We start from the raw sequence: 24683 nt of genomic DNA on the forward strand, positions 1-24683 counted from the left end.
AAAATAGATACTAAACAATATTTAGTTGTTTAGTCTCAAATTGCAAATAAAATAAGATAATTTTTTCTCAATATTTTACAAGGTCAAGTTATTGATTTAATCTGCTTCGTTGTATTTTAAATACTATCCCAGTTCCTATAGAAAATAAGATAATACCAAATATGAACTGTGTTAAACCCAAAATACCAAAGTTTTGTCCATACAATTGGACTCCAATATTCTTAAAAACATCACTCATTACAAAGTAAAATAGAATAGTCATAAATATAAACACAGCGTATGTTCCAATAATTGATAAATATATTGTTGGTTTAGATATAGATTCAAGTGCTTTTGTGTTTTTATGAGGCGTATAAACAAATAACCACATGATATTTAGTGCCAACATTCCAAAACTACCAACAAATAAAATGAATCCATAAACACTAGTTAAACTTAATATTCCTGCAATTGTTAAAAGTACCCACCATGCATATTTCATACTAATACACTTCTTTATTTGATTTTTTATAGCTTAATATTGAAATTCCACTTATTAACCAAGCAATAAAAGTTAATAAATTAGCACTGATAATTGCTCCAATAATATGTAAAACTCCGCTCACTTTATTGTTAACAAATATCTTTTTCATAGCAATAATACCTAATAAATCCGAAACTAAAGAAATAACAAAGAAAATAGCAAATATAGTAACAAATGTTGTTTGAGCTGTTTCTGGACTTTGAACTGTTTGTTCACCGTTCACTGTTGTAGTTAATTCTGGATGCATCACACCTGTTGCTGAAAGTATTAAAAACAATAAAAATAATAAAGTTAAAAAGCTTTGTATTATTACCCCAATTAAAGATGTCACTTTGATTAATTTTTCCATTTTTCTACTCCTTTAAATTTATTTTACTTTGATATTTTTATAGTTAGGCTTATGTTCTTTAACATATGTTTTTGCGTCGAAGTGCTCTTTATAGTATATTTTGTCATCTTTAAATACATAAGGTATAAAAAACAGATTACCACTATTTTTGAATGCTTTATAACTTATTATAATAAGTTTACCATCATCAAACACGTATGTATTTACTTTATCTTTATCAAATTCTGGTATAAATTCATCATCCTTTTTAACCATTTCTTTATGTGTTTCTTGCTGAATTTCCATAATTTTATTTATTTTACTTTGATATTTGTTTTCCTCTTGATTATCATTACAACCACTATTCAATATACTTATCAATATAACTAAAACACCTAAAATAAATTTTTTCATTATTATCTCCTTAATCAACGGTTTTTGGTAAAAATGTCTTTTAACTCAAATGGTTTGCTGCTTGGTTTTATAAAATATTCCCAAAAATGATAAGCAGGTTGTCCGGACTTTTTATTTTCTCTAAACGATCTAACATGCAAAAATCTAAAACTTAATGGAATAACGTATAAACCGGGTATCATATATAAAATTGATAGTAATTTTGTGACCTTCACTCTATTCGCTAACTCAATATTAGTTTTGTCATATTGAAATTTTTTTAAACTAACTAAATAAAAAACAATCTCTAATATTATGGTTAGGACATATATAATCATAATTGATATGTATGAATAAAAACCTACCTTATCACTAAAATCTCTACCATATTGTAATCGATTGTTTATTATGCTTGCTATAATAGGTGCGAATAATAATAACCAAAACATAATAAATGGGATAGCTTCAAATGATAAACATAACTTATTTATCCTTTTAATATCTCCTTAAAAATCATATTTTTAAATTAATTGTACTAAGCAAATTGAAATTATATTTACAAAAAACAATAGAAAATTCGCTATTATATGTACTGAAATGAAAAACTTTAGATATTTATGTTTAATATATTTTAATGAAAAAGATAATATAAAACTGCCCAAGACAACAATTGCTGATGCAATAGGCGTCCAATATGGAAATAATCCCCAAACAAAAACAATCAACATACTACATACAGTTATCAGTATTACGAAACTGCTCATTATTGTTGATAGAATAGCAATAAGCATTAATGTCTTGCGCTTAGTTATTCTCTTCATGTTGTTCACCTTCCGATTGTATTTTTCTTAAGGCATCATTCACAGTATTGGCATTTCTTTCTTTTAATATCTCTTTTACAGATTTTATCTTTCTATTTGCTTTCTGCTTTTTTAGATTACCGTTTAAAATATAATCTTCTCCATTAAATTTTGGATTATAGTTACCACATTCAGCATCATAGCTTAATTCTTTATTTTTATCTCCATTAATACGGACGATAATATTGTAACTTCCTAGCGGTGAATCACTATTGCTCTTATATACTGTTGTGCTATTAATATTTTTAAAATTATATTTTAAAAACAATTCAATTCGTTTTTCTTCTTTCTGAATATATTGATGCTGAAAATATAAATGAGTACATAATGCACCTATAAAAATGATAATTTCAACGAGAACCAAAATAGCAAATATTCTCAGTATTAATGCGAATCTTTTCATATTTATCCCCCTGAAGTAATGCCTCATAATTAGATATTCCCCAAATTTTTAAACCATTCTAGCAATCAACTAAAGTCATTAATCTCATTAAATGATTCACGTAATGAATGATCCTTTTAATCTATAAATTTATCTAGAAATGACTCAATTCCATTATCCAAAATTGAATTTAATGCTATTGAATGCACTGTATTTAAATTTAAAATAAAAATCATTATATTTTAAAATATAACTAATTATTTTAGTTTTATTCATTCAGGCCATCAATATATTTTAACGTAAATATTTTTAAAATAAAGTATTACTTTAGTAACAATTAAATGCTATACTAATTACCATAAATATTCGTTATTTTATTATTCATTTAATATTAATAAGTGAATATTTTCATTACATACTATTTATTTTATAATATTGGGAGGTTTAATTATGAAAAAATTACTAGCGTTACTATTTGCGTCAGTATTAGTATTAGCCGCATGTGGTGGTAAGGATGATTCTTCTAAAGATTCATCAAGTAACGATTCTTCTAACAAATCATCAGAAAGTAAAAAGGATTCAGGAGACACAGATTCTGTAAAAGTTGATTCTTCTTCAGATGATAAAAAGAAATCAGATTCTTCTTTCAAAGATGATAAATTATCAAGTAAAAACTTTGATGTTGAAATTTTAGACACTCAAATTGTCGATGCAAGCAAATATGCAGACGATGATAAACCAAATATTGCTATTGTTTATGGTGTTAAAAAGAAAACTGACAAAGAAGATGTAACAGCATCATCAGCATTTGATATGAGTTTTGAAGCATATCAAGATTCTAAAGATGTTAAGAGAGAATTAAAAACTGGGGACGCTTACGATAGCGAATTAGATAGAAAATACGGTGAAAACGGTACTGATGAAATTAATAAAGGCGGTAAAGTTAAAGCTGTTAAGTTCTATAAATTAAAAGATACAAAAACACCTGTGACATTACAAGTTAAAGATCCAGATGACTACAGCAATGATAACCTTGCTAAAAAAGAAATCAAGTTAAAATAATACCAGTAAAGTGACTGAATAAATTGCTCGCAATTATTTGGTCATTTTTGCTAAATATAGCTATTTTTAATTGGGATAACGTACATTTTGGGAGGATATACAATGTCGAAAAAATTAAAAATCATTTTACCCATAGTAATTGGACTATTACTAGTACTAGGAATTGCTTGGGGTGTTTATGCTTTTATTACGAATACACCAAAAAATTCATATTTATTAAGCGAAAAGAAAACCGCTAAGAACTTAGATTCATATATTAATGATCGTTTCAAAAATGAAATGAAATTCCAAGAAAAATATAATGATAATTCTTTCTTATCTAAATTTGAAGTTACTGCAGATGCACCTAAAGATTACATAGAAGACTTAGGTTTGCCCAAATCCGTAGTCGATGGTTCAAAAATTAAAGGTACTGTCGGACACGATCCAGAAAGTAAAAAGAGTATCGTCAATATAGCACCTACTCTAGTTGATGAAGAAATTGGTAAGTTTCAAGCTAGTGCAGATGATAAAAATCAATATTATGAATCACCTTTCTTCAAAGGTGTTTATAGTGTTAAAAATAATGAAATCATTGATACTTTAGCTGAAATACAAGGAACAGACGCTTCTAAACTGAAAGAACAAGGTTATTCAAATGTAAACTTCAATTTGAATAATCAACTTGGTGTTCTACATACTCGTCAAGACGATATCGATAAAGTAACAAAACGGTATACTGATTTAATCACTGATAAATTAGATGATGATGATTTCAAAAAAGGTGATAAAGAAAAAGTGAAAATTGATGGGGAAACTAAGAAAATCAAACCAGTTACTTTATCAATTAGTAGAGAAAAAGCTAAGAACATAACAGTAGCAGTTTTGAAAAAAGCAAAAGATGATAAAGAGTTATTGAGACTTTCAAATATGAATGAAAAAGAATACAACAAATCAATTAAAGATGCTTTGAAAGATGCTAAAGACGCACAAGATAAAGATTTCCCTAAAATTAAATCAACTATCTATCAGGAAAAACATCAAATTCTCAAACGTGATATCACAATTATTGATTCCGATGATAAAAAGATGAACATCAAAGGTACAAATAAAATTGATGATAACCTAAAAGTGAATTATAAAGTAACAGGAAATGATAATTCATTTGAAATTAAAGGCTCTTCTAAAAAGAAAGATGATAAGTACAAAGATCAATATACATTAACTAGTAGCATCGATTATGACCGCTATTCACTCGATATCGATAACAAAGAGACTCAAAATGACTCAAAACGTAAAGACGCTGGTACATTAACTATTGATGATGGTACAGATAATTATGATATCGACTATGAAAACAACTTAGACACAGACGCGAAGAATAACCAACAAAAGCAAAAGTTAAATGTTGAATTCAAGCTAGATGGCGAACCAATTAATATTATTATTAATGCCAATACTAAACTTAAAGAAAAAATTAATTTCAATACTGACGGTGCAAAAGACTTCAACTCATTATCTAAAAAAGACAAAGAAAAATTAAGTAAAGAAATGGAGAAAAAAGGTAAGGATACATTTAAAAAAGTAGAGAAAAAATTGGATGACTAATTTCAATTATTTTTGTGTATTTAATGTATTTTTAAATATGTTGGCTAATCGCCCCCTATCCATGTAAATATTCAAGGACAAATCAGCAAGCATAAGGGGTGGGACAGCTGTCCTACCCTCTTTATATTATTATTAGGAGTGGTTATTTGAATTCATTAAAGTTGTTTCATATTTACCACTCTTTTTTATTAAAAAAGTGGTACTTATTTGTGTATTTACTATTAATCATAATTGCACTTATTGTCACTTTAACTACTATTCAACATATCAATAAAAATGAATCTAAGTTTACTATTGGCATTGTAGATAAAGATCAATCCAAAGAAACACAACTTATTTTAGGATCTGTTGGTAAAGGTAGCAATTTAGGAAAGAATGTATCATTGAAAAAATATAATGAAAATGAAGCACATCAATTATTAAAACAACAAAAATTACAAGGTTATTTTGTCTTTGATAAGGGTATGACAAAAGCTTTTTATAAAAATGGTAGGCTTCCTATTTCAGTTTATACATATGACAAACAATCCACTAAAAGTGTAGTGATAAATCAACTCACCCATTCAGTATATGACCGTCTAATGCTATCTATGGGAGGAATACTAAGTTTTTCACATCTTGCTGACAAACCATCAGACCAAGATACATTAATGACTATGACAGACATGTTGTTTACCGGACTTAATCGTACTGGTTCCTTTGATTATGAATCTATCCATATTTATGACACTGGAAGTTATTATGTTGTTACTGGCTATCTACTTTCCATATTTGTTCTTTGTTTATCACTTTTCACCGTTTTGAAAATGAATCAAGAATCAGCACTTAAAGAACGTTTACAAATGTTTCATTTTTCTTTTGAAAAGTTAACACTTGTACGTGGATTCATCTCTTGGTTTTATACCTTGTTGTGGTCAGCAATAGGTTTTGTTTGGATTCAATCTGCTTTGCATAGTGCTTTCAGAACATATAATTGGCCTACGGTAGCCATCCAATTAGTATATTTGGTCACGATTTTGGTCTTATGTCTCATCATTATTGATTTAGTATCAAAATCTTGGTTGAATTTACTCCTAAAAGTTAGTCTAAGCATACTCATTATTGGATTTTCAGGGATTACTATTCCTACTATTTTCTTCCAACATATATTGAATGATGTTTTAATTAGCCAACCGTTTAGTTTAGTAACGAATCAAATGCTAGAAATTACTTTAAACAACTATATTTTAGATTCACATCCAGCGTTCTATTTTAGTTTAATTGTATTAATTTTAGCATTGCTAATCATACTTGCTTGGAGGTATCGTCGATGAAACCGTATATCCAACTCGTTATTAAAAAGCAATGGTTCGCTTATTTTATATTTATTTTGACGATTATGCTGGCATTAGGTGCATTATGGATCGCTCACAAATCTGCAAGTCAAACGTTTAAAATTCCAATTGCAGTCCAAGATATGAGTCACAGTAAAGCATCTAAACAACTGATTCATCAAATGGATTCAAGTCCATACGTAGAAATTCAACATTTATCTAAAGACGATTTTTATATTGATGACTTGGTTAAGAAAAAAGAAGTTATGGTAAGTCTGCAAATCCCCAATGATTTCAATAGTAAACTAAAAAACAATAATTTAAAATCCTCAATCCCTTTGTATGGACGAGATGATTTTATTGGTAGTATAGCTGTCGAAATTGTGAGTCGTTCTTTATATGAACAACAGATACCATATATCATTCAAGAACACTTATACGATATGAATCAAACAAAATCTCACTCAGATATCCAAAATCAATATTATAAAGATACACCTAAATCACAATTAACAACGCATTCTATAACTCAAAACGCAAATCAATCTATCTCCATTGGTGTTGTATTTGCATGTGTCATCATGGTTAGTACCATTCAAATTTTATTACATCAGCGTCTCAAACAAAACGCACCATTACAGCGACTTTTCCTAACTAATCATAGTCAACTTAAACTTTATAGTACGTATGTCGTTACACATGTTTTTATTTTAATAATTATACTCATTGGCATTAGCTTAGTTATTCATCAACCATTAAGCATATTCTTTTATTTAAAATCATTACTCATATTAGTTATTTACGAATTGGGCATTGCTTTATTACTATTTAAAGTTAATGTACTGAGTCATCGTATTTTTATGGCTATTGTCTATGCCATTGTTATGAGTGTCATTTATCTATGGATTCAATTGTAAAGGAGTGTGAACTAGATGATAAACATTAATGACGTAAGTAAAAGTTATAGAAATAAACATATTTTCGATAAACTCAATATGCAAATTCAAGATAATCAAATTACTATTTTATTAGGAGAAAATGGTGCTGGGAAATCAACCTTATTACGTTTAATTGCTGGTATTGAAAAGGTAGATTCTGGTTCCATACATTATTTTAATCAAACACTAACTAAACGTCATATTAGAGATATGGTCGGTTATGTTCCTCAAGATATCGCACTTTTTGAACATATGACGGTTAATGAAAATATCAACTTTTTCAAGTCACTGTGTAATAATCCTGTATCAGAAGAGACAATACAAGATTATTTATCACAATTAAATTTTAAAGAAACTAAAGTTAAAGTTTCCAATTTATCAGGTGGTAATAAACGTAAAATTAATATTTTAATTGGATTGCTCAGTAATCCTCATATTTTAATACTTGATGAACCAACCGTTGGAATCGATCTTGAGTCAAGATATGATATACACCGCCTATTAGCACAATTAAAATCACATTGTTTAATTATCATGACTACACATCATTTAGACGAAGTAGAAGTTTTAGCAGATGAAATTAAACTTATCGGGCAAAACCCCTTTTATCAGGAAGTACTAGAAGATAAACATTGGCCCTATGAAAAATATAATAATGCATTAACTTAAAACATAGTTAAAGGAGAAATTATTATGAAAAAATTAATTAGTGTAGTTATTTTAGCCTTAGCGTTATGTTTAGCAGGTTGTAGCAGTAATAATAACGATAAAGATTCACATAAAAATGATCAGAAAAAATCAGAATCTAAAGCTAAAAGTAAAAGTGAACGTTTTAAAGAATACGATGACAATAGTGAAGCGTATGAAGAAGCTAAGAAAAAATATAGTAAACAAAAAACAATCTCTATGCTTAATAAACTAGATCCAATTATGACAGATAAAACTTTCACTAATAAAAAAGGAATGCAAGGTTGGAAAGATTATAAGAAATTAATGGATAAAGTAAAGCTTGCTGATTATAAATATACTAAAGAATCTAAAGGTTCTTCATTAAGTGATGTTGATGCATTTTTCAAAGATAAAAAAGATGTAAAACGTCAAAAAATGGATGCTGGCGAAGATGGTATTAAGCAAGTTAATTATTGGTATGTCACTGGATCTGGCAAAAAAGTTGGCAACACAAATTACCCGGAATATTATACTGAAATCATGACTAAATATAAAGACGGTAAACTTGTTTATGCTTCTGTAGAACCAGGCCTATATCATGTAAAATTTAGTGATGCTGTAGAAAATAAAGATTTCACTAAAGTTAAAAATCTAAACCAATTATTAAAACTTAACCAATCAAAACCTGTACCATATAGTGTAGCTCAAATGAAATATGAAGCACTTCCAGTAACTAATGTGTCAGTATTAGTTAAAGGCGAAAAGGACAAAGACGAAAAATCCGCTTCTAACTATTTAGCTTATTTTAATTTCTCACCTGTTAAGTATGATAAAGATAAAAATCATGAAGTAGTGAGTGTTAATGGAGCTCCTTTTGAAAGTGCACAAGCAGACTTTGGTAACTATGCTTATGTTGCTATGAAAGAAGCACTCAAAGAAGCATTATAGAAATAAAAATATCCTCAACTTGTTTTAACATAATCCCTTGTAACTAGAGTAATCTGCTAGTTCTGAGAGACTTGTATTTCGAGTTGAGGATTTTCTTTAATCATTAGAAATGTTTTCAAATTATGCTAATTTCGTTAAATCAATCACTTCATCGCATTGGGAAGCGATATTCATATCATGTGTTGCCATTATCAATATATTATTTTTATCTACCAAATTGAGTAATAATTGTATAATCAACTTTCCAGTTTCAGGGTCTAAGGCTCCTGTAGGTTCATCAGCTAATATAATCGATGGTTCTTTCAACATCAATCTTATTAAAGCTACGCGTTGCTGTTCGCCACCACTCAAAGTATGAACCTTTCTCTTTTTATTTTCTGTCAGACCAAATTGACTTAAATATTTCGACTTTAATGCTTCTTTTTCTCTTTTGGATAACTTTTTATAAGCAAGTCCGATGTCTAAATTTTCATCAATAGATAAGTTATCTACTAAACCATAATTTTGAAATAAATAACCCAATTGTTCTCTATAAAATTTCGCATTAAACTTTTGTATTTGGCCATCAAATACTATTTGTTCTTTATCGACTTTTTCAATGCCGGCAATGGTGTTTAACAATGTTGATTTACCACATCCACTTGTTCCGATTAAAGCGTATGATTTTCCATATTCTAATGTTAAGTTAATATCTTCAAATATATGATAGTTATCTTTGTGAATTGATAGATGATTCAATTGTATTGTCATTGGGATTTAACCTCTTTTGGCATATTCGCTTCTTTAACATATGTGATTTTTCTTACATATTGTCCTTTATGCGTGACTTTCACATATTCTTTATCAGGGTCATATCCATTAAATGTAAGTTTATAATCCAATTTTTTACCATCTTTGTTGAACACGGAAATATTTTCATAATACTGCGTATCTTTAGGTACTTTAGCATAGTCGTCTTCCATTTTGAGTAATGGATTAACACGGTCAATAATTGGATGATGTACAAAAGTGAATACAAGGAATTAAGCGAAGTTTGTTGAGTTGGATTAAAGACATATATATCTTTATTTATCTTCTTATTTTGATAATTAGTAATCACTTTATATATTGCAATATGTTCTTTTTTAGCAAATTTTGTGATTGTATCAAAAATCTCTTTTTTATTATATTGATGATCCCAGTCAGTGACTTCAACTATATATTTACTACTAGGTAACAATTGTTCATTTTCTTTATATGTATATAAGAATAAAAGTGTTGATATTAATAGTAATACCGTGATGTCTAATATTATCTTAAACCATTTCATGTTGTACCTCTTATGCTGTATCGATGTCTATTTTCATTAATGATTTGCCTTCTTTTGATTATACTAAATATTCTGATAATAATAAACGATTTTTTTACGAAAAAAATGGCCTACCTTTAAGTAAGCCACTTTTTTATATTCTTATATTTCTCTCCATTAAAAAACGCTATCCTTAAATGACCTACCAATGATTGACCATTTCATATACATATTTGTTCTCTTTACATAGAAAGTCATAATAAATACATCATTTGAATACATTTTCAAATTCTTTAATAGATGATTGTCTTAATGGTTCGAAATCGAATTCTTTAATATCATATTGATTATATCTATGTTTGTATAATCCGTTATAAATACCTTTAGCATTATTATCAACAATAATAGCTTGATTTTCTTCTAAGTATTGTATCGTTTCTGGAAGATCTACAGTAATTACATCTGTTTTTAATGCTAATGCCTCATAAACGACTAACCCTAATCCTTCATAATTTGAGGATAAAACGAATGCATCACAATGTGATAATAGTGGGTATGGATTATTCATACCACCTAAAATAACAATGCATTCTCTGGCAGATGAGTTTCGTACTCTATTAATCGTTTTACTTTTTAATGGCCCGTGTGGACAAACTAAAACTAAAAATATATTTTGATTCACTTCATATAAATCTTCAAAGGCTTCGATTAACTTATCGTGTCCTTTTTGGTAGTCGTATCTTCCTATATTTATATACACTTTAACATCTTTATTATAAATAGCATTTAACAGTTTCACTTTAGATATTCTAAAATGATTGTAAAAATCAAATATCGGCTTTTTAGATAATTGATTTTCATTTTCTAATACATATTGATTAATATAATCATTTATTTTATCAAATTGTCCTTCAAACAAATCATTAAATTTAGTTGATAAATCTTTTTCTCTCTTTAACGTTTGATAACTATCTAAAATTAACTTTTTAGCATGAGAAGACAATTTGTGGTTCTGTTTATTCACTTCAATATCTTCCTCAGCTTCATCTTCTTCAATAGTACTTATTCTATATTGTTCTAATTTTTCATTTAAATCAGGAAAATCAAAGTGAAGTTCATCTTCTTTGTCTTTAAGTTTAGGTAGTATTTCTTTTTCAAATTCTTCAAAAGCTAGCTTATAAGCTAAATCTTCATTATCATTAAATATATTTTTCAAGTTATTAACTGATTGGTTAATCATTTCTATTTCTTTATTAACCACATGAGTTAAATAATCACTTACTTTATAATCCATACTTAATTCGACAATTTTATCTAATACCAATTGGAAGTTTATATTTTTCTTATTTTTTACTTCATCTAACAATGTTTGGATATCCTCTTTAAATTGTTCTAGGTACATTTGATTCTTAGATTTATAGGCATTATCATTAAATGAATAATCTACTTTAACACCTTCTAACGAATTAAATAAGCCCTCATTTCCTAGATTACGTGTTCTGTTTTCACCTAAGAAATTATTTACTGTCGTAATTTTGTCGCTAATTCCTTTGATGTTTTTCACTAGATTTTCTTTTAAGTTATTATGCACTAAAACAATTTTATCCACATCTTTGTATGCACCAAATACAATTTTTCGACTGAAATTACTTTTAGCTTTATATTCTTCAAACATATCTGTATGTACCCAAATAGCTGTTTTAGCATCAATATGTCTCATCATTTCTGCCTCTTTACGTTCAAAGCCAGTATAATGAATCATCCAGTCAATTTTCACATCACCAAACAATCTCGTGAACTCTTCTTTATATATTCTTTTTAATTGTTTTTGACGGGCTTTGGCAGAGTATGTTTCATCCCATAAATATTTTTTAACTAATAAACGATCTTGTAAGTTTCCATTTAATTCACCAGTAGTTGGATAAAAAAGAACATTTTCTGGAAGATTTAATAATCTATAATAATGTTCAGGCTTTACTTTAGACTTCTCAAAGAAACATATGTAATTTCGTTTAGTTGTATCAATATTTTCTAAAGTGTTAATTAGAGCAGTAGTTACGCCATTATTCCAAAATCCACCACTTAAAATGGCAACAGTTTCTTTTCCATTATGGATATCGTATTCCAAAATTGAATCATCAGTATAACCATTTAATATATTTTTAGTTATTTTGAAAGAACCTGTGTGATGATCATATTTAGTAAATCTTTGTTTCATATTAGCATAATTAATCTCACTATCTACTTTATTAATAGCTCTTTCTAAATCTTCTAGAGTCTCAGTATTTACAAATGGATACTCAGTTAAATCTTCATACATTCCTCTTGTATTCGCATATTCCTCTAAATCATATGTATACAAAATTACCGGTTTATTTAAATTTAAATAATCATACATTACTGAAGAATAGTCTGTTATCAATGCATCAGTTGCTGTCAAAAATTCATATGTCTCATAATTGTCTGGGAAGAAACGTATATTCCTATAAGTATTCTTTATGCTATTTTTCTCAAAGTCGTGTAACTTAACGTATAATATAGTATTTTCATCTAAGAATTTATCTAAATAATTAAGCATTTTTTCTACTTCGGAAGATTTTCTAACTTTACCTACCGTTCCTCGCCATGTCGGCATATAGCTAATTACTTTTTTATTTACAAGTTCTAAATCTTCCCTAACCTTTTCTCTCAATGCTTTATCAAAAAATACACTATTTCTAGGTGATGGACCTACAACAACTTTACCTGGGTAAACATTTTTTAAATTATGTGATTCAACAAGAACATCTTTTGTATGTTCGTTACTAACAATAATTTTATCTGCCATATAAAAGTTTCTTTGTACATTAGCAACGTCTACCACTATTTCCATATCTTTTCCCATATTCTTCAATGGGGTTCCATGCCAAATTATGTAATATTTTTGATCTTTTCTCTTATTAAAAAATGGATAAAATGTTGTATCATTGATTAAATACTCTGCAACAGCTAATAATTCATAATATTCTTCAGACAAATGTTTAACAATTTGAATATTACTAAAACCTTTTTCTTCAAGGAATTTTTTATGTTTTTCTGGTTGTTTTGATACTAAAAAAACTTTACATTTTTCAACTTGTTTTTGAATTTCCTTAATGAGATAAAAAATATGACCACCAACAGAGTCCCCGTGTGTTGACTCTAATACAAAATAATTTTTTTGTATTTTTTTCTTTCTTCTACTTTCTATATAAACAAATTTACCTTTATTTTTTTTATAATTATCAACCTTTGTTTTAATATCTATCTTTTTCAATTTTGTTCTCCTAAATTTTATACATTCAATTCTCTAATATATTTTTTTAAATCGTCTTTCATGTCTTCATCTTTTAATGCATATTCGATCGTTGTTTTAACGAATCCTAATTTTTCACCAACGTCATAACGATTACCTTCGAAGTCATATGCGTACACTTGGCTTTCTGTGTTCATACGTTCGATTGCGTCAGTTAATTGAATTTCATTTCCTGCGCCTTCTTCTTGTGTTTCAAGGTAGTCGAAGATTTCTGGTGTTAACACATAGCGACCCATGATGGCTAAGTTTGATGGTGCTGTACCTTGTTTAGGTTTTTCTACGAATTTTTTAACTTCATAACGTAATCCTGATTGTTCTAATGGGTCGATGATACCGTAACGGTGCGTATCTTCGGGTGCAACTTCTTGTACACCAATAACAGATTTACCTGTTTCATCGTAAACATCCATTAATTGTTTGATGGCAGGTGTTTCAGATTCAACAATGTCATCGCCTAATAACACTGCAAATGGTTCATCGCCAATAAATTGACGTGCTGTGTGGATGGCATGACCTAAACCTTTTTGTTCCTTTTGTCTAACGTAAAAGATATTAGCTAAATCTGTTGAGTATTGAACTCTTTCTAATAAATCATTTTTACCTTTTTCTTCTAGAACCATTTCTAGTTCTTTTTGGTTATCAAAGTGGTCTTCAATCGCACGTTTATGTTTACCTGTAACGATAATAATGTCTTCGATACCTGCTCTTGATGCTTCTTCAACGATGTATTGAATAGTTGGTTTATCTAGAATTGGAAGCATTTCTTTCGGCATTGCTTTTGTTGCTGGTAAAAATCTAGTACCCAAACCAGCTGCTGGAATAATTGCTTTTTTGACCCTCATTTAATTAACTCCCCTTCAAATAACTTTTAAGTATTAGCATAAATCGTTTATTAGATTATTAATATATACAAGTGTTATATATATATTGAATTCAAATATTTATTCTTTTCATTAAAAGTAATGTTTTTACACTACATTATAATATCACATTGTTTCATAATTTATTAGCATTATTTTTTTATAAAAATTGCACAAGTCTATATTGTTAGACAACTCAAATTATTTAGTCAAATAAAAAACTGATTTCCAATATTAAATACAAAATCAGTTTTTCTAGTTATTAAACTAATATTCTATTTTCTGAAAATAAATATTCTCTAAAAAAAAGAATTTAGCAGCTACATCGAGCTACTAAATCCCTCTTTTAAATACAAATTGCTTATTTTATGATCTATACTTCTACATTTCGTTTTGGTACTAAAATAAATGCGGCGATAAATGCGACTAATACCATACAAGCACCTACTATAAATGCGATTGTTGCTGCAAAATGGGTATCGTTATAAATACTAATTGTTGAATAAACAGTTGTCACAACAGCGATACCAAATGCTGCTCCTAATGTTGATGTCATTTTAATAATACCTGATGCTGTACCTACTTTTTCTTCTGGAACGTTTGATACTGCTGTTGATAAGGCTGGTGTTGCAAAGAAGCCTAAGCCTAACCCTATGCAAATAAACCCAATCACTGAAACGATATAATAAATTATACTTGGTAAGGCTGTAATGGATAGTAAAATAATTCCTACAGCAATAGTGATTGGTCCAAACATTAATGGTATTTGAGGTCCATTTTTTTGCATGAAACGTTCACCTACACGAACCATGATTAAACTACAGACCATATAAGGAATGGTAATTAATCCTGCTTGAGCTCCTGATAATCCCATGGCGTCTTGCATATAAATATTGAATAATGCAAGCACTCCAATTTCAGTATTAACCATTAAATTAGCAATCGTTGTACCTATATAAATTTTGTTTGAAAATAACGTAAAATCAATAAATGGTTCTCTTTGTTTACGTTCATAAATGTAAAATGCAAACAATGTGATAATAAATACTACGATTAAACCTATAATTACAGGATTAAGCCAGCCTAATTTTGTACCTTGTGTAATAACTATATTAATACTCAACATCATAATTACGAAGATGAAAATACCCATAATATCGAATTTCTTATTATGTGCGGTTTCATCTTTAGACTCTGGTGTACCTCTTAACAATATCATTGCGATGAATGCAAAAATAATTGATAAGATAAAAATCCAACGCCATCCTACATATGTTGCGACTACACCAGCGAATAAAGAAGCTAGTCCAGTTCCACCATAGGAGCCAAATGACCAGAAACTTAATGCTTTTTGACGTTCTTCACCTGAGAAGAATGAGTTAATAATCGCAATCGTCGCTGGTAATAAACAAGCGGCTGAAAGACCTTGTAATACACGTCCTGTAAGTAAGAAGAACGGCATATTAGTTATAATAACGGAAATAGATCCTAATATACTTAATACTAGTCCCGCTCTAGTCACTTTTACTCTTCCTATTTTATCTGAGAGTCCACCTGCAACAACTATGAACACACCAGTTAATAGTGAGGTAAGACTTACTGCAATATTGATAATACTCATATCAACGTGATAATCATTTTGCACATGAGGCGCTATATTTAAGAGAGATTGAGCAAACAACCAATATGTCAAAATCCCTAATATAATAGCTAGTATTAATTGATTTCCTTTTTTGTAATTTCCAGACATAGCTAGTCACTCCTATTCATTAGTAACTTGATGCGTAGCTGCACTTTTACCAGCAATTCTTCCATAAGTAAAGATATCAGCAAGTGCATTACCACCTAATCGGTTACCTGCATGAATACCTCCTGCTACCTCACCAGATGCATATAATCCTTCAATAATATGACCTTCAACATCAATAACTTGTGCTTGAGAATTAATTCGTAAGCCTCCCATAGTATGATGTACCGCTGGTTTACGAGGTGTTGCATAGAATGGTGCTTTTTCAATTTTTAAATCAAATGCACTTTTATTGAAATCATCATCATGACCTTGATCAACAAATTTGTTATAACGTTCGATAGTATTAATTAATTGTTGTGGTTCGATGTTTAGTTTTTCTGCTAATTCTTCTAATGTGTCACCTTTTACTAATGTACCGTCTTCAAGCTCATGATTAATTTTGTCTTCAGAAGTATTCATCGCTAATGATTTAATATTTTCATCAGCAATAATGTAGAACATACCATCTTTTTGTTCTAATGCCGCTTTAGATAACACGTCTCTACTTTCAAATTCATTTACGAAACGTTGTCCTTCTTTATTAACAAATACGAAGTTAGATGGTGTCACAATTAAACCTGTGAATAGTGCGCCTGTTTTAGGGTCAGATATTGGCATCATTTGAGAGAATCCCATACCAACAAGTTCTGCACCTGCTTGGACACCTAAACGTATACCATCACCAGTAATTGCAGGTGAGTTTGTTGTTTTAATATCATCTGGAATACTATCCCAATACGTATTATATTGTTGTAACATTTTAGTATTAGCACCAAATCCACCTGTAGCAAGTACTACACCATGTTTTGTATGAATTTTAACTTTAGCTCCGTTTGCTTTACGAGCTTCAATACCTACAATTTTATTGCCTTCTTTGATTAATTTTTCGGCTGTTGTTTCAGTGAATATACGACCGTGATGTGTTTTAACATAGTCACCAAGATTTTCGATAAATTCTAAACCTTGTGCTTTCATTGGTTTATGACCACGACGCCATAATGCACCAACTGGCATATCTACGAATGAACGATCGAAATGTACGCCTTTTTCTGTTAGCCATTTAACAGAATCTAATACATTATCTGTGAGTGTTTTAACTAGTTCATAGTCACCTGTAATTTCTACATTATTTTTATCTTTACGTTTACCACCTAAATATGTTTGAATTCGGTGTAATTCAATTGAATCGAATAAGTTATTGCCTTTTTCACTATCGTCATCTAAATAGGCTTTAATTTGAGATTTTACTGTGCGGAAATCTTCTTTATAATCATCATCTATATCATTATCATCATGTTCTAATAGTTGTTTTAATGTCTCATGTTCACCAGCTAATGCAGGGAAACTACCTTGCCATTCTGGTTCAACTGCATTGACTTGTCCGCCAGTACGTATCGTATTTCCTCCGATAGCGGCAAATTTTTCAAGCATAATCACTTCTTTACCTTCATCTAAAGCAGTAGCTGCAGCACTTAAACCTGCACCACCAGTACCGATTACAACAATATCCGTTGTTTCTTCAATTGTTTCATTTGACCATTGAACAACTGGTTTAGGACGCGCGCGTAGTACATCAGGATCTTCGCCAGCTTGTTCAATCGCTTCAGCGATACCTTGAATAATACCTTCACTTGTAACAGTTGCCCCAGAAACTACGTCTACATTTAATGTTTGTCCTTCTATGATATCTTGTGGTAAACGTTCAAATACTGGATTAGCAATACCTTCAGATTCTCCACTGTCATCAACTTCAATACTTACAATTTTGTCTTCAGACAATTCAACTTTCATAGGTAAATTACCGTTATGTCCTTTAGCAAATACGTTATAAGTACCTTTATTAAATTTCACTTTTTTATTTTGTAATGCTTTAAGTTTTTCGTATTTTCTATGTTCTTCTTCTTTGTCTAATATCATAAAGTCCATTACTTTCCATAATGGTGATGGAATGTGTAATACTTTTTGGTCATGAATATCAACAAATTGTTCTACTTCTTGGTCGTTAATAATTTTTTCAGTCCAATTTGGTTCAATTAAGTATGCTTTACCAACTGCTAATAAGTCATACCCTAGTTCTAAAGCTTCTTCAGCATCTTGTTTTTGCGAAATGCTTCCGACACCTATTAAAGGAATGCTTGCCAATGTTTCATTTCTAGAATTTAAGTATTTATTAATTAATGGCTCAGAATCATCTTGATTAACGATTGACGTACGTTTATAACTATTTGCTGAAATATGGAAGTAGTCAGGTTTATATTTAGCAAGTGTATTTAAGAGATACATTGTATCTTCAAATCTAATACCTGGTTCTTCTAATTCTTCTGGAGAGAAGCGATAACCTATAATAAAATCTTTAGCGTCTGCTTGAGCTACAACACTTTGAACTTTTTTCAATACTTCGATTGGGAATTTTGTACGTTTTTCTCGACTACCGCCCCATTCATCTTGTCTTCTATTAGAGTGAGGAGAGAAGAATTGTTGAATTAAATACGTATTCGCACCGTGAATTTCTACACCATCGAATCCCGCTTCAATTGCTCTACGAGTTGCTTCGCCAAAGTGATTAATCATTTGTTCTATTTGTGATGTAGTCATTTCACGAGGTGTTGCAGCATCAGGTCGCAATGCAGTAATTGGACTTGCAGAAATGGGTTGTTCGCCTTCATTTAATTTTGGGTTAGCCATACGTCCAGCATGATAAATTTGTAGAATTGCTTTTGATCCTTTGTCTTTAATGGCTTGTGCTAATCTTGCTAGACCTTTAACCTTTTCATCTGTGTCAACACCAATAGCACCAGGGAATCCACGTCCATGATCTTCAACAAAACAACTTTCTACAATAATTGCAGCTGCGTCACCTGAACGGTATTGATAGTAATCTATCATTTCTGAAGTCACACTACCGTCAAAATAGCCAGCTTGAATTGTCATTGGCGCCATTACAATACGGTTTTTCAATTCAGCTCCAGAGTTCAATTTGACAGTATCTAAAATTTCTTTATTCATAAGTCATCCTCCTGATAAATTGTGATTATTTTCACATGTATATTTAAAAATATAATACTCATTTAGAGTATTTAAATTACATATTCTTTTTGCATAGAAATTCTTGAAGTTGAAACAATGTCGCCATCACGTTTAACAATGACACCTTCAATACCATCTATTTGATTAAGTAGTTCAATATTTTGTGATGCTTGCCCAAAACTACAAATCGTAGTCCATATCTCGCAATCCACAGAATGATCAGATACGATGGTTACGCTAGCAATATCATTATTAACTGGGTATCCTGTTTTACTATCTAATATGTGATGATACAATTGATGATCTTTTATAAAATAGCGTTCATATATACCTGAAGTCACAACAGATTGTTGATAAATCTCTAAAACTGCAAGTGGATTACTATTCTTATAAAAAGGATTACGAATACCTACTTTCCAACTTCTTGATGTTGGTGTATTTTCACCAATCGTAATCACGTTACCACCAAAATCAATAATTCCTGAAGTTACACCTTGATTAATGAAAAATGTTTGAAGTTGATCAGCAAAATACCCTTTTACAAGAGCGCCTAAATCAATCTCCATACCTTTCTTAGTTAAATAAACTTCATTTGTTGCTTCATTCAATTCTAGATTTTCAGGATTCGTTAACGTTATCGCATGTTGAATGTCTTGTTCATTCGGCTTTTTAGCATCTTCAAAACCAATTTTCCAAAGTTTAACTAAAGGGCCTATTAAGATATTCATTTTTTGATTAGAAGTTAATGTTGCATGATAACCTAGCTGAATCATTTTAAATATTTCACCACTAGTTACTACTGGCCTTATACCAGCCATTCGGTTAATTTTCATTAAATCTGAGTGCTCGTCATTAGCACTAAATTGTTTTTCCCAAGTATGAATTTTTGACTCGGCTTGAGATAAAATTGAATCTGGTTGATTGTGATTAATTGATAAGCGAATCACCGTCCCCATTGCATTAATTATGACGTTTTTCAATTTATCCCCTCCTGAAATATATTTTGATAGCGTTTACAAAAAGTGCTAAAAAAATATAAAATTTAGAAATATTGTTAACTAATTCTATTTCCAAGTTCATACTACCATAAATACACAAAAATAGTTAAAATATGATAAATGTTCACAATTAAAACACACTTTAAAAATAAACTTAATGATTATTAAATTATTTTTTATATTTTGATAAATAATTAACAATTAATTCAAATTTTATTAAAAATGGACATATCAAATTCTACTTTGATATGTCCATAATTTGAAGGGTATTTTATGGGGTATAATATAGTTTTTTATAGCGTGATTGGAATTTTTCCTTTGAAATTAACGTATTGATATGCCATTTTGACTGCTTCATCATTTGGTGGTTCAACATTTTCTAATTGATATGGGATACCTAAATTTTTCCACTTGTGTACTCCGAGTTGGTGATAAGGTAAGATTTCAAATTTTTCAACATTATCTAGCGAATTGATAAATTCACCCAATTTAATTAAATCTTCTTTATTATCTGAAATTCCTGGGACTAGAACGTGTCTTATCCATATAGGTTGTTTCATATCTGAAAGCTTACGTGCAAATTTAAGAATATGTGTATTCGGTTTGCCCGTTAGTTTAATATGTTTTTCATTATCGATGTGTTTAATGTCTAAAAGCATGAGATCTGTATATTTTTGTAATTCATCAAAGTGACGATTAAACGCTACTGTATCGTTAACACATCCAGCAGAAGTATCAAGACATGTGTTTATTCCATTAGCTTTTAACTCTTTAAATAATGCTTCTAAAAATGGCATTTGTAGCAATGGTTCGCCACCACTAACTGTAACTCCTCCACCTGAGGCGTCAAAGTATGGCTTATAAGGCAATACTTCATTTACCATTTCATCTACTGTCACTTCTCTTGATGGCTCATTAATTTTCCATGTATCTGGATTATGACAATATAAACATCTTAATAAACAACCTTGTGTGAATAATATATATCTAATTCCTGGTCCGTCTACTGTGCCCATACTTTCAACGGAGTGTAAGTGTCCTTTAAGCATTTTGCTCCCACCTTATTTTCTACATTTGTTCGTGGAATGTACGAGAAATAACATCCAATTGTTGCTCACGAGTTAATTTAATAAAGTTAACTGCATAGCCAGATACACGAATTGTTAATTGTGGGTATTCTTCAGGATGATCCATTGCATCTAGTAATGTTTCTCTATTAAATACATTGATATTTAAGTGATGACCATGTTGCATAGCGTAACCGTCTAGCATACTTGTTAAGTTTTTGTTTTGTGATTCTTCTTCTTTACCTAGTGATTTTGGAACAATACTAAATGTATTTGAAATTCCATCTTTACAGCAATCATAAGGGATTTTAGCTACAGAACTTAATGATGATAGTGCACCTTTTTGGTCACGTCCATGCATTGGGTTAGCACCTGGTGCAAATGGTTCTCCAGCTTTACGTCCATCTGGTGTATTACCTGTTTTCTTACCATATACAACGTTTGAAGTAATCGTTAATACACTCATTGTATGTTCTGAATCGCGATATGTTTTATGGCTACGTAATTTTGTCATAAAGCGTTCTACTAAGTCGACTGCAATATCATCTACACGGCTGTCGTTGTTACCATATTTAGGGAAATCTCCTTCGATTTCAAAGTCTGTCACAAGTCCATTTTCATCTCTAATAGGTGTTACTTTTGCATATTTAATTGCTGATAATGAGTCTGCTGCTACAGATAATCCTGCTATACCAGTAGCCATTGTGCGAATGATATTTGTATCATGCAATGCCATTTCGATTCTTTCATAGCTATATTTATCATGCATGTAGTGGATAATGTTTAATGAATTAATGTAGACACCTGCTAACCAATCCATCATTTTTTCAAATTTAGCAAAGACTTCATCATAATCAAGTACGTCAGATTTAATACCTTCGTAACTTGGTCCTACTTGTTTTCCAGATTTTTCATCTTTACCACCATTAATTGCATATAATAATGTTTTAGCTAAGTTAGCTCTTGCTCCGAAGAATTGCATTTGTTTACCAATTTTCATAGCAGATACACAACATGCAATACCATAGTCATCGCCATAACTTTCACGCATTAAGTCATCATTTTCGTATTGAATTGAACTTGTTTTAATACTCATTTTTGCACAATAAATTTTGAAGTTTTCAGGTAAACGCACTGACCAAAGTACTGTTAAGTTTGGTTCTGGTGCTGGACCTAAATTGTCTAATGAATGTAAGAAACGGAATGAGTTTTTAGTAACAAGTGGTCTGCCATCGATACCTACACCACCAATAGATTCAGTAACCCATGTTGGATCTCCTGAGAATAATTCATTATAGTCTGGTGTACGAGCAAATTTAACAATACGTAATTTCATAATGAAGTGGTCGATAATTTCTTGTACTTCACTTTCAGTAATGTCACCATTTTTCAAATCACGTTCTGCATAAATATCTAAGAATGTTGATGTACGTCCTAAACTCATTGCTGCACCATTTTGTTCTTTAATTGCTGCTAGATATGCTAGATATAACCATTGCACTGCTTCTTTAAAGTTAGTTGCTGGTCGACTTAAATCGAAACCATACATTTGACCTAATTCTTTTAATTCATTTAAAGCTCTATATTGTTCTGATAATTCTTCACGTAAACGAATTACATCTTCTGACATTTCAGTAGACATTGTATTGAAATCGTGAAGTTTTTCTTCCATTAAGAAATCTACACCGTATAATGCCACACGGCGGTAGTCTCCAATGATACGTCCACGGCCATAAGCGTCTGGTAACCCAGCAATAATTCCTGCTTTACGGCAATCTAACATTTCTCTGGAATATGCATCGAATACACCTTGGTTATGTGTTTTACGATAATCTGTGAAGACTTTTTCAGTTTCTGGATCTAATTCATATCCATATGCTTCACATGCAGCTTTCGCCATACGTATACCACCAAATGGTTGCATTGAGCGTTTGAATGGTTTATCTGTTTGAACACCAACGATTGTTTCTAAGTTTTTGTCTAAATATCCTGCATCATGTGAAGTGATTGTCGATGCAACTTTTGTATCCATATCCCACATGCCACCGCGATCACGTTCTTCTTTAGACAATTGCATCACTTGGTCCCATAATTTTGAAGTAGCTTCTGTTGGACCTTCTAGGAATGCGTCGTCGCCTTCATATAAAGAATAGTTTAATTGAATAAATTCTCTTACGTCTGAATGTCTATTCCAACGTCCATTTTTAAAACCTTGCCAAGCATGAGTATGATTTGTTTCTAACATACCTTTCGCCTCCAATTATTTATTATTAGTTAATTAATTCCAAATTTTGTTATCGCTTTCACAAAGAGTATAGCATGTATTTTGTGATTACTTTCACATAATTTATGGCTAAATTATATATAATATGTGGCTGATTAAAGAACCTGTGAAATAAATTAATACAGTATATCTTTTAAATTATCTGTTATATAACAATTTTATAGTTAATGGTAAAAAGAATAGTTTGTCACTTTAAAAAAAGTGAATTTATTGACTAAATACAATTAAATTTTCAAGCAAATATGTTAGGCTAATTTAGTATGGAATGATGACATCATCTAACCTTCAAGTATTGAGTGATTAATAGTTTAAAGGAGTTAAATGTTACATGAAGAAGTTATATCTTTTTTTATTAATGGGATTATTAATACTGTCAGCATGTTCAAATGGTCATTTAGGTGAAAAAAATCAAAAAAGTGATAATAACCATTCGAAGAAAAATCATAAAAAGATTAAAAAAGACGGAAAGACATATATTGATGGTATTCTAATAGTAAATAAACAAATTAAATTACCTAAAGATTTCAATCCAGGAGAAAATCCAAAAGCGGTACGTGCTTTAAATAAAATGATGACAGATGCGAAGAAAGATAATATTCAATTATATAAAATAAGTGGTTTTAGAAGTTATCAAACACAAGTACAACTATTTAATAATTATAAAGCTAGAGATGGCGAAAAAGCTGCTAATAAATATAGTTCGAAACCAGGTCACTCTGAACATCAAACTGGATTATCATTTGATGTAGGAGCACAGGGCTCAGATAAAAATTTATATCGTAGCTTTGGTAAAACTAAAGAAGGTAAATGGATTAAAAAACATGCTGCTGATTATGGTTTCATTGTAAGATATGGAAAACATAAAGAGAATGAAACAGGTTATCAATATGAACCATGGCATTTACGTTATTTAGGAAAAGATAAAGCGAAAAAAGTTAAACAATCAGGTAAAAGTTTAGAATCATATTTAGGTTTATATCCTAGGAAATAAATAATAGAAAAAGGCGGAGATTTTGAATTGAATATCAACTCA

Annotated in this window: 20 protein-coding genes and 1 pseudogene; 7 read left to right on the plus strand and 14 right to left on the minus strand. The window is 30.0% G+C overall.

The window, feature by feature from the left end; genetic code table 11:
* Positions 1-88 precede the first annotated feature (88 nt).
* The 5 genes from CD121_RS01635 to CD121_RS01655 all read right to left on the minus strand — a co-directional run bounded on the left by CD121_RS01635 (position 89) and on the right by CD121_RS01655 (position 2507).
* A complete protein-coding gene (locus CD121_RS01635; protein WP_126567338.1) occupies positions 89-481 on the minus strand; it encodes a DUF5084 family protein in 393 nt (130 codons plus the stop codon).
* A gap of 1 nt (position 482) precedes the next feature.
* Entirely contained in the window at positions 483-872 is a 390-nt protein-coding gene (locus CD121_RS01640) for a DUF4064 domain-containing protein (RefSeq protein ID WP_126567339.1), read from the minus strand.
* 18 nt (positions 873-890) lie between these two features.
* On the minus strand, positions 891-1265 hold the full coding sequence (locus tag CD121_RS01645) for a cystatin-like fold lipoprotein (RefSeq protein WP_126567340.1): 375 nt from the start codon (positions 1263-1265) through the stop codon (positions 891-893).
* 14 nt (positions 1266-1279) lie between these two features.
* A complete protein-coding gene (locus CD121_RS01650) occupies positions 1280-1744 on the minus strand; it encodes a DUF5083 family protein (protein WP_126567352.1) in 465 nt (154 codons plus the stop codon).
* 304 nt (positions 1745-2048) lie between these two features.
* Positions 2049-2507, minus strand: a complete 459-nt coding sequence (locus CD121_RS01655; protein WP_181300440.1) for a DUF1433 domain-containing protein — start codon at positions 2505-2507, stop codon at positions 2049-2051.
* Between the two features lie 429 nt (positions 2508-2936).
* Here CD121_RS01655 and CD121_RS01660 point away from each other — a divergent pair, with 429 nt between their 5' ends.
* From CD121_RS01660 to CD121_RS01685, 6 genes are all read left to right on the plus strand, one after another.
* The gene (locus CD121_RS01660; RefSeq protein ID WP_108000626.1) at positions 2937-3548 is read left to right on the plus strand and encodes a DUF5067 domain-containing protein; all 612 of its coding nucleotides are present in this window, start codon (positions 2937-2939) and stop codon (positions 3546-3548) included.
* A gap of 102 nt (positions 3549-3650) precedes the next feature.
* Complete coding sequence (locus tag CD121_RS01665; protein WP_117239410.1) at positions 3651-5135, plus strand: DUF6583 family protein; 1485 nt, start codon at positions 3651-3653, stop codon at positions 5133-5135.
* Between the two features lie 146 nt (positions 5136-5281).
* Entirely contained in the window at positions 5282-6448 is a 1167-nt protein-coding gene (locus CD121_RS01670; RefSeq protein ID WP_029056237.1) for an ABC transporter permease, read from the plus strand.
* Positions 6445-7365 (plus strand): ABC transporter permease, encoded by a 921-nt coding sequence (locus CD121_RS01675; RefSeq protein WP_126567341.1) that lies wholly within the window; start codon positions 6445-6447, stop codon positions 7363-7365. Before CD121_RS01670 ends, CD121_RS01675 begins: the two co-directional genes overlap by 4 nt.
* 15 nt (positions 7366-7380) lie before the next feature.
* Complete coding sequence (locus CD121_RS01680) at positions 7381-8055, plus strand: ABC transporter ATP-binding protein (protein ID WP_126567342.1); 675 nt, start codon at positions 7381-7383, stop codon at positions 8053-8055.
* Positions 8056-8079: 24 nt separating this feature from the next.
* Positions 8080-9003 (plus strand): hypothetical protein, encoded by a 924-nt coding sequence (locus CD121_RS01685; protein ID WP_126567343.1) that lies wholly within the window; start codon positions 8080-8082, stop codon positions 9001-9003.
* A gap of 120 nt (positions 9004-9123) precedes the next feature.
* Here the strand turns inward: CD121_RS01685 and CD121_RS01690 are convergent, their stop codons facing one another.
* From CD121_RS01690 to pflB, 9 genes and pseudogenes are all read right to left on the minus strand, one after another.
* Positions 9124-9753 carry a putative bacteriocin export ABC transporter gene (locus CD121_RS01690; RefSeq protein WP_126567344.1) on the minus strand — a complete coding sequence of 210 codons (630 nt, stop codon included), beginning with the start codon at positions 9751-9753 and terminating at the stop codon, positions 9124-9126.
* Positions 9750-10022, minus strand: a pseudogene (locus CD121_RS01695) (YxeA family protein); the annotation flags it as partial. The pseudogene CD121_RS01695 and the gene CD121_RS01690, both read right to left, overlap by 4 nt.
* A 537-nt stretch (positions 10023-10559) precedes the next feature.
* Entirely contained in the window at positions 10560-13586 is a 3027-nt protein-coding gene (locus CD121_RS01705; protein ID WP_126567345.1) for a CDP-glycerol glycerophosphotransferase family protein, read from the minus strand.
* Between the two features lie 17 nt (positions 13587-13603).
* Complete coding sequence (galU, locus tag CD121_RS01710) at positions 13604-14467, minus strand: UTP--glucose-1-phosphate uridylyltransferase GalU (RefSeq protein ID WP_046467226.1); 864 nt, start codon at positions 14465-14467, stop codon at positions 13604-13606.
* 391 nt (positions 14468-14858) lie between these two features.
* The gene (locus CD121_RS01715; RefSeq protein ID WP_119622867.1) at positions 14859-16235 is read right to left on the minus strand and encodes an MFS transporter; all 1377 of its coding nucleotides are present in this window, start codon (positions 16233-16235) and stop codon (positions 14859-14861) included.
* 12 nt (positions 16236-16247) lie between these two features.
* Complete coding sequence (locus CD121_RS01720) at positions 16248-19280, minus strand: NADH-dependent flavin oxidoreductase (RefSeq protein WP_126567346.1); 3033 nt, start codon at positions 19278-19280, stop codon at positions 16248-16250.
* 71 nt (positions 19281-19351) lie between these two features.
* Positions 19352-20281: an FAD:protein FMN transferase gene (locus tag CD121_RS01725; protein WP_126567347.1), complete on the minus strand. Its 930-nt coding sequence runs from the start codon at positions 20279-20281 to the stop codon at positions 19352-19354.
* Positions 20282-20592: 311 nt separating this feature from the next.
* Positions 20593-21348, minus strand: a complete 756-nt coding sequence (pflA, locus tag CD121_RS01730) for a pyruvate formate-lyase-activating protein (protein WP_126567348.1) — start codon at positions 21346-21348, stop codon at positions 20593-20595.
* Between the two features lie 19 nt (positions 21349-21367).
* A complete protein-coding gene (pflB, locus tag CD121_RS01735; RefSeq protein ID WP_126567349.1) occupies positions 21368-23611 on the minus strand; it encodes a formate C-acetyltransferase in 2244 nt (747 codons plus the stop codon).
* Between the two features lie 367 nt (positions 23612-23978).
* Here pflB and CD121_RS01740 point away from each other — a divergent pair, with 367 nt between their 5' ends.
* Entirely contained in the window at positions 23979-24641 is a 663-nt protein-coding gene (locus CD121_RS01740) for a M15 family metallopeptidase (RefSeq protein WP_046467230.1), read from the plus strand.
* Positions 24642-24683 lie beyond the last annotated feature (42 nt).

Source organism: Staphylococcus pasteuri (genome assembly GCF_003970495.1).
GTDB lineage: Bacteria > Bacillota > Bacilli > Staphylococcales > Staphylococcaceae > Staphylococcus > Staphylococcus pasteuri.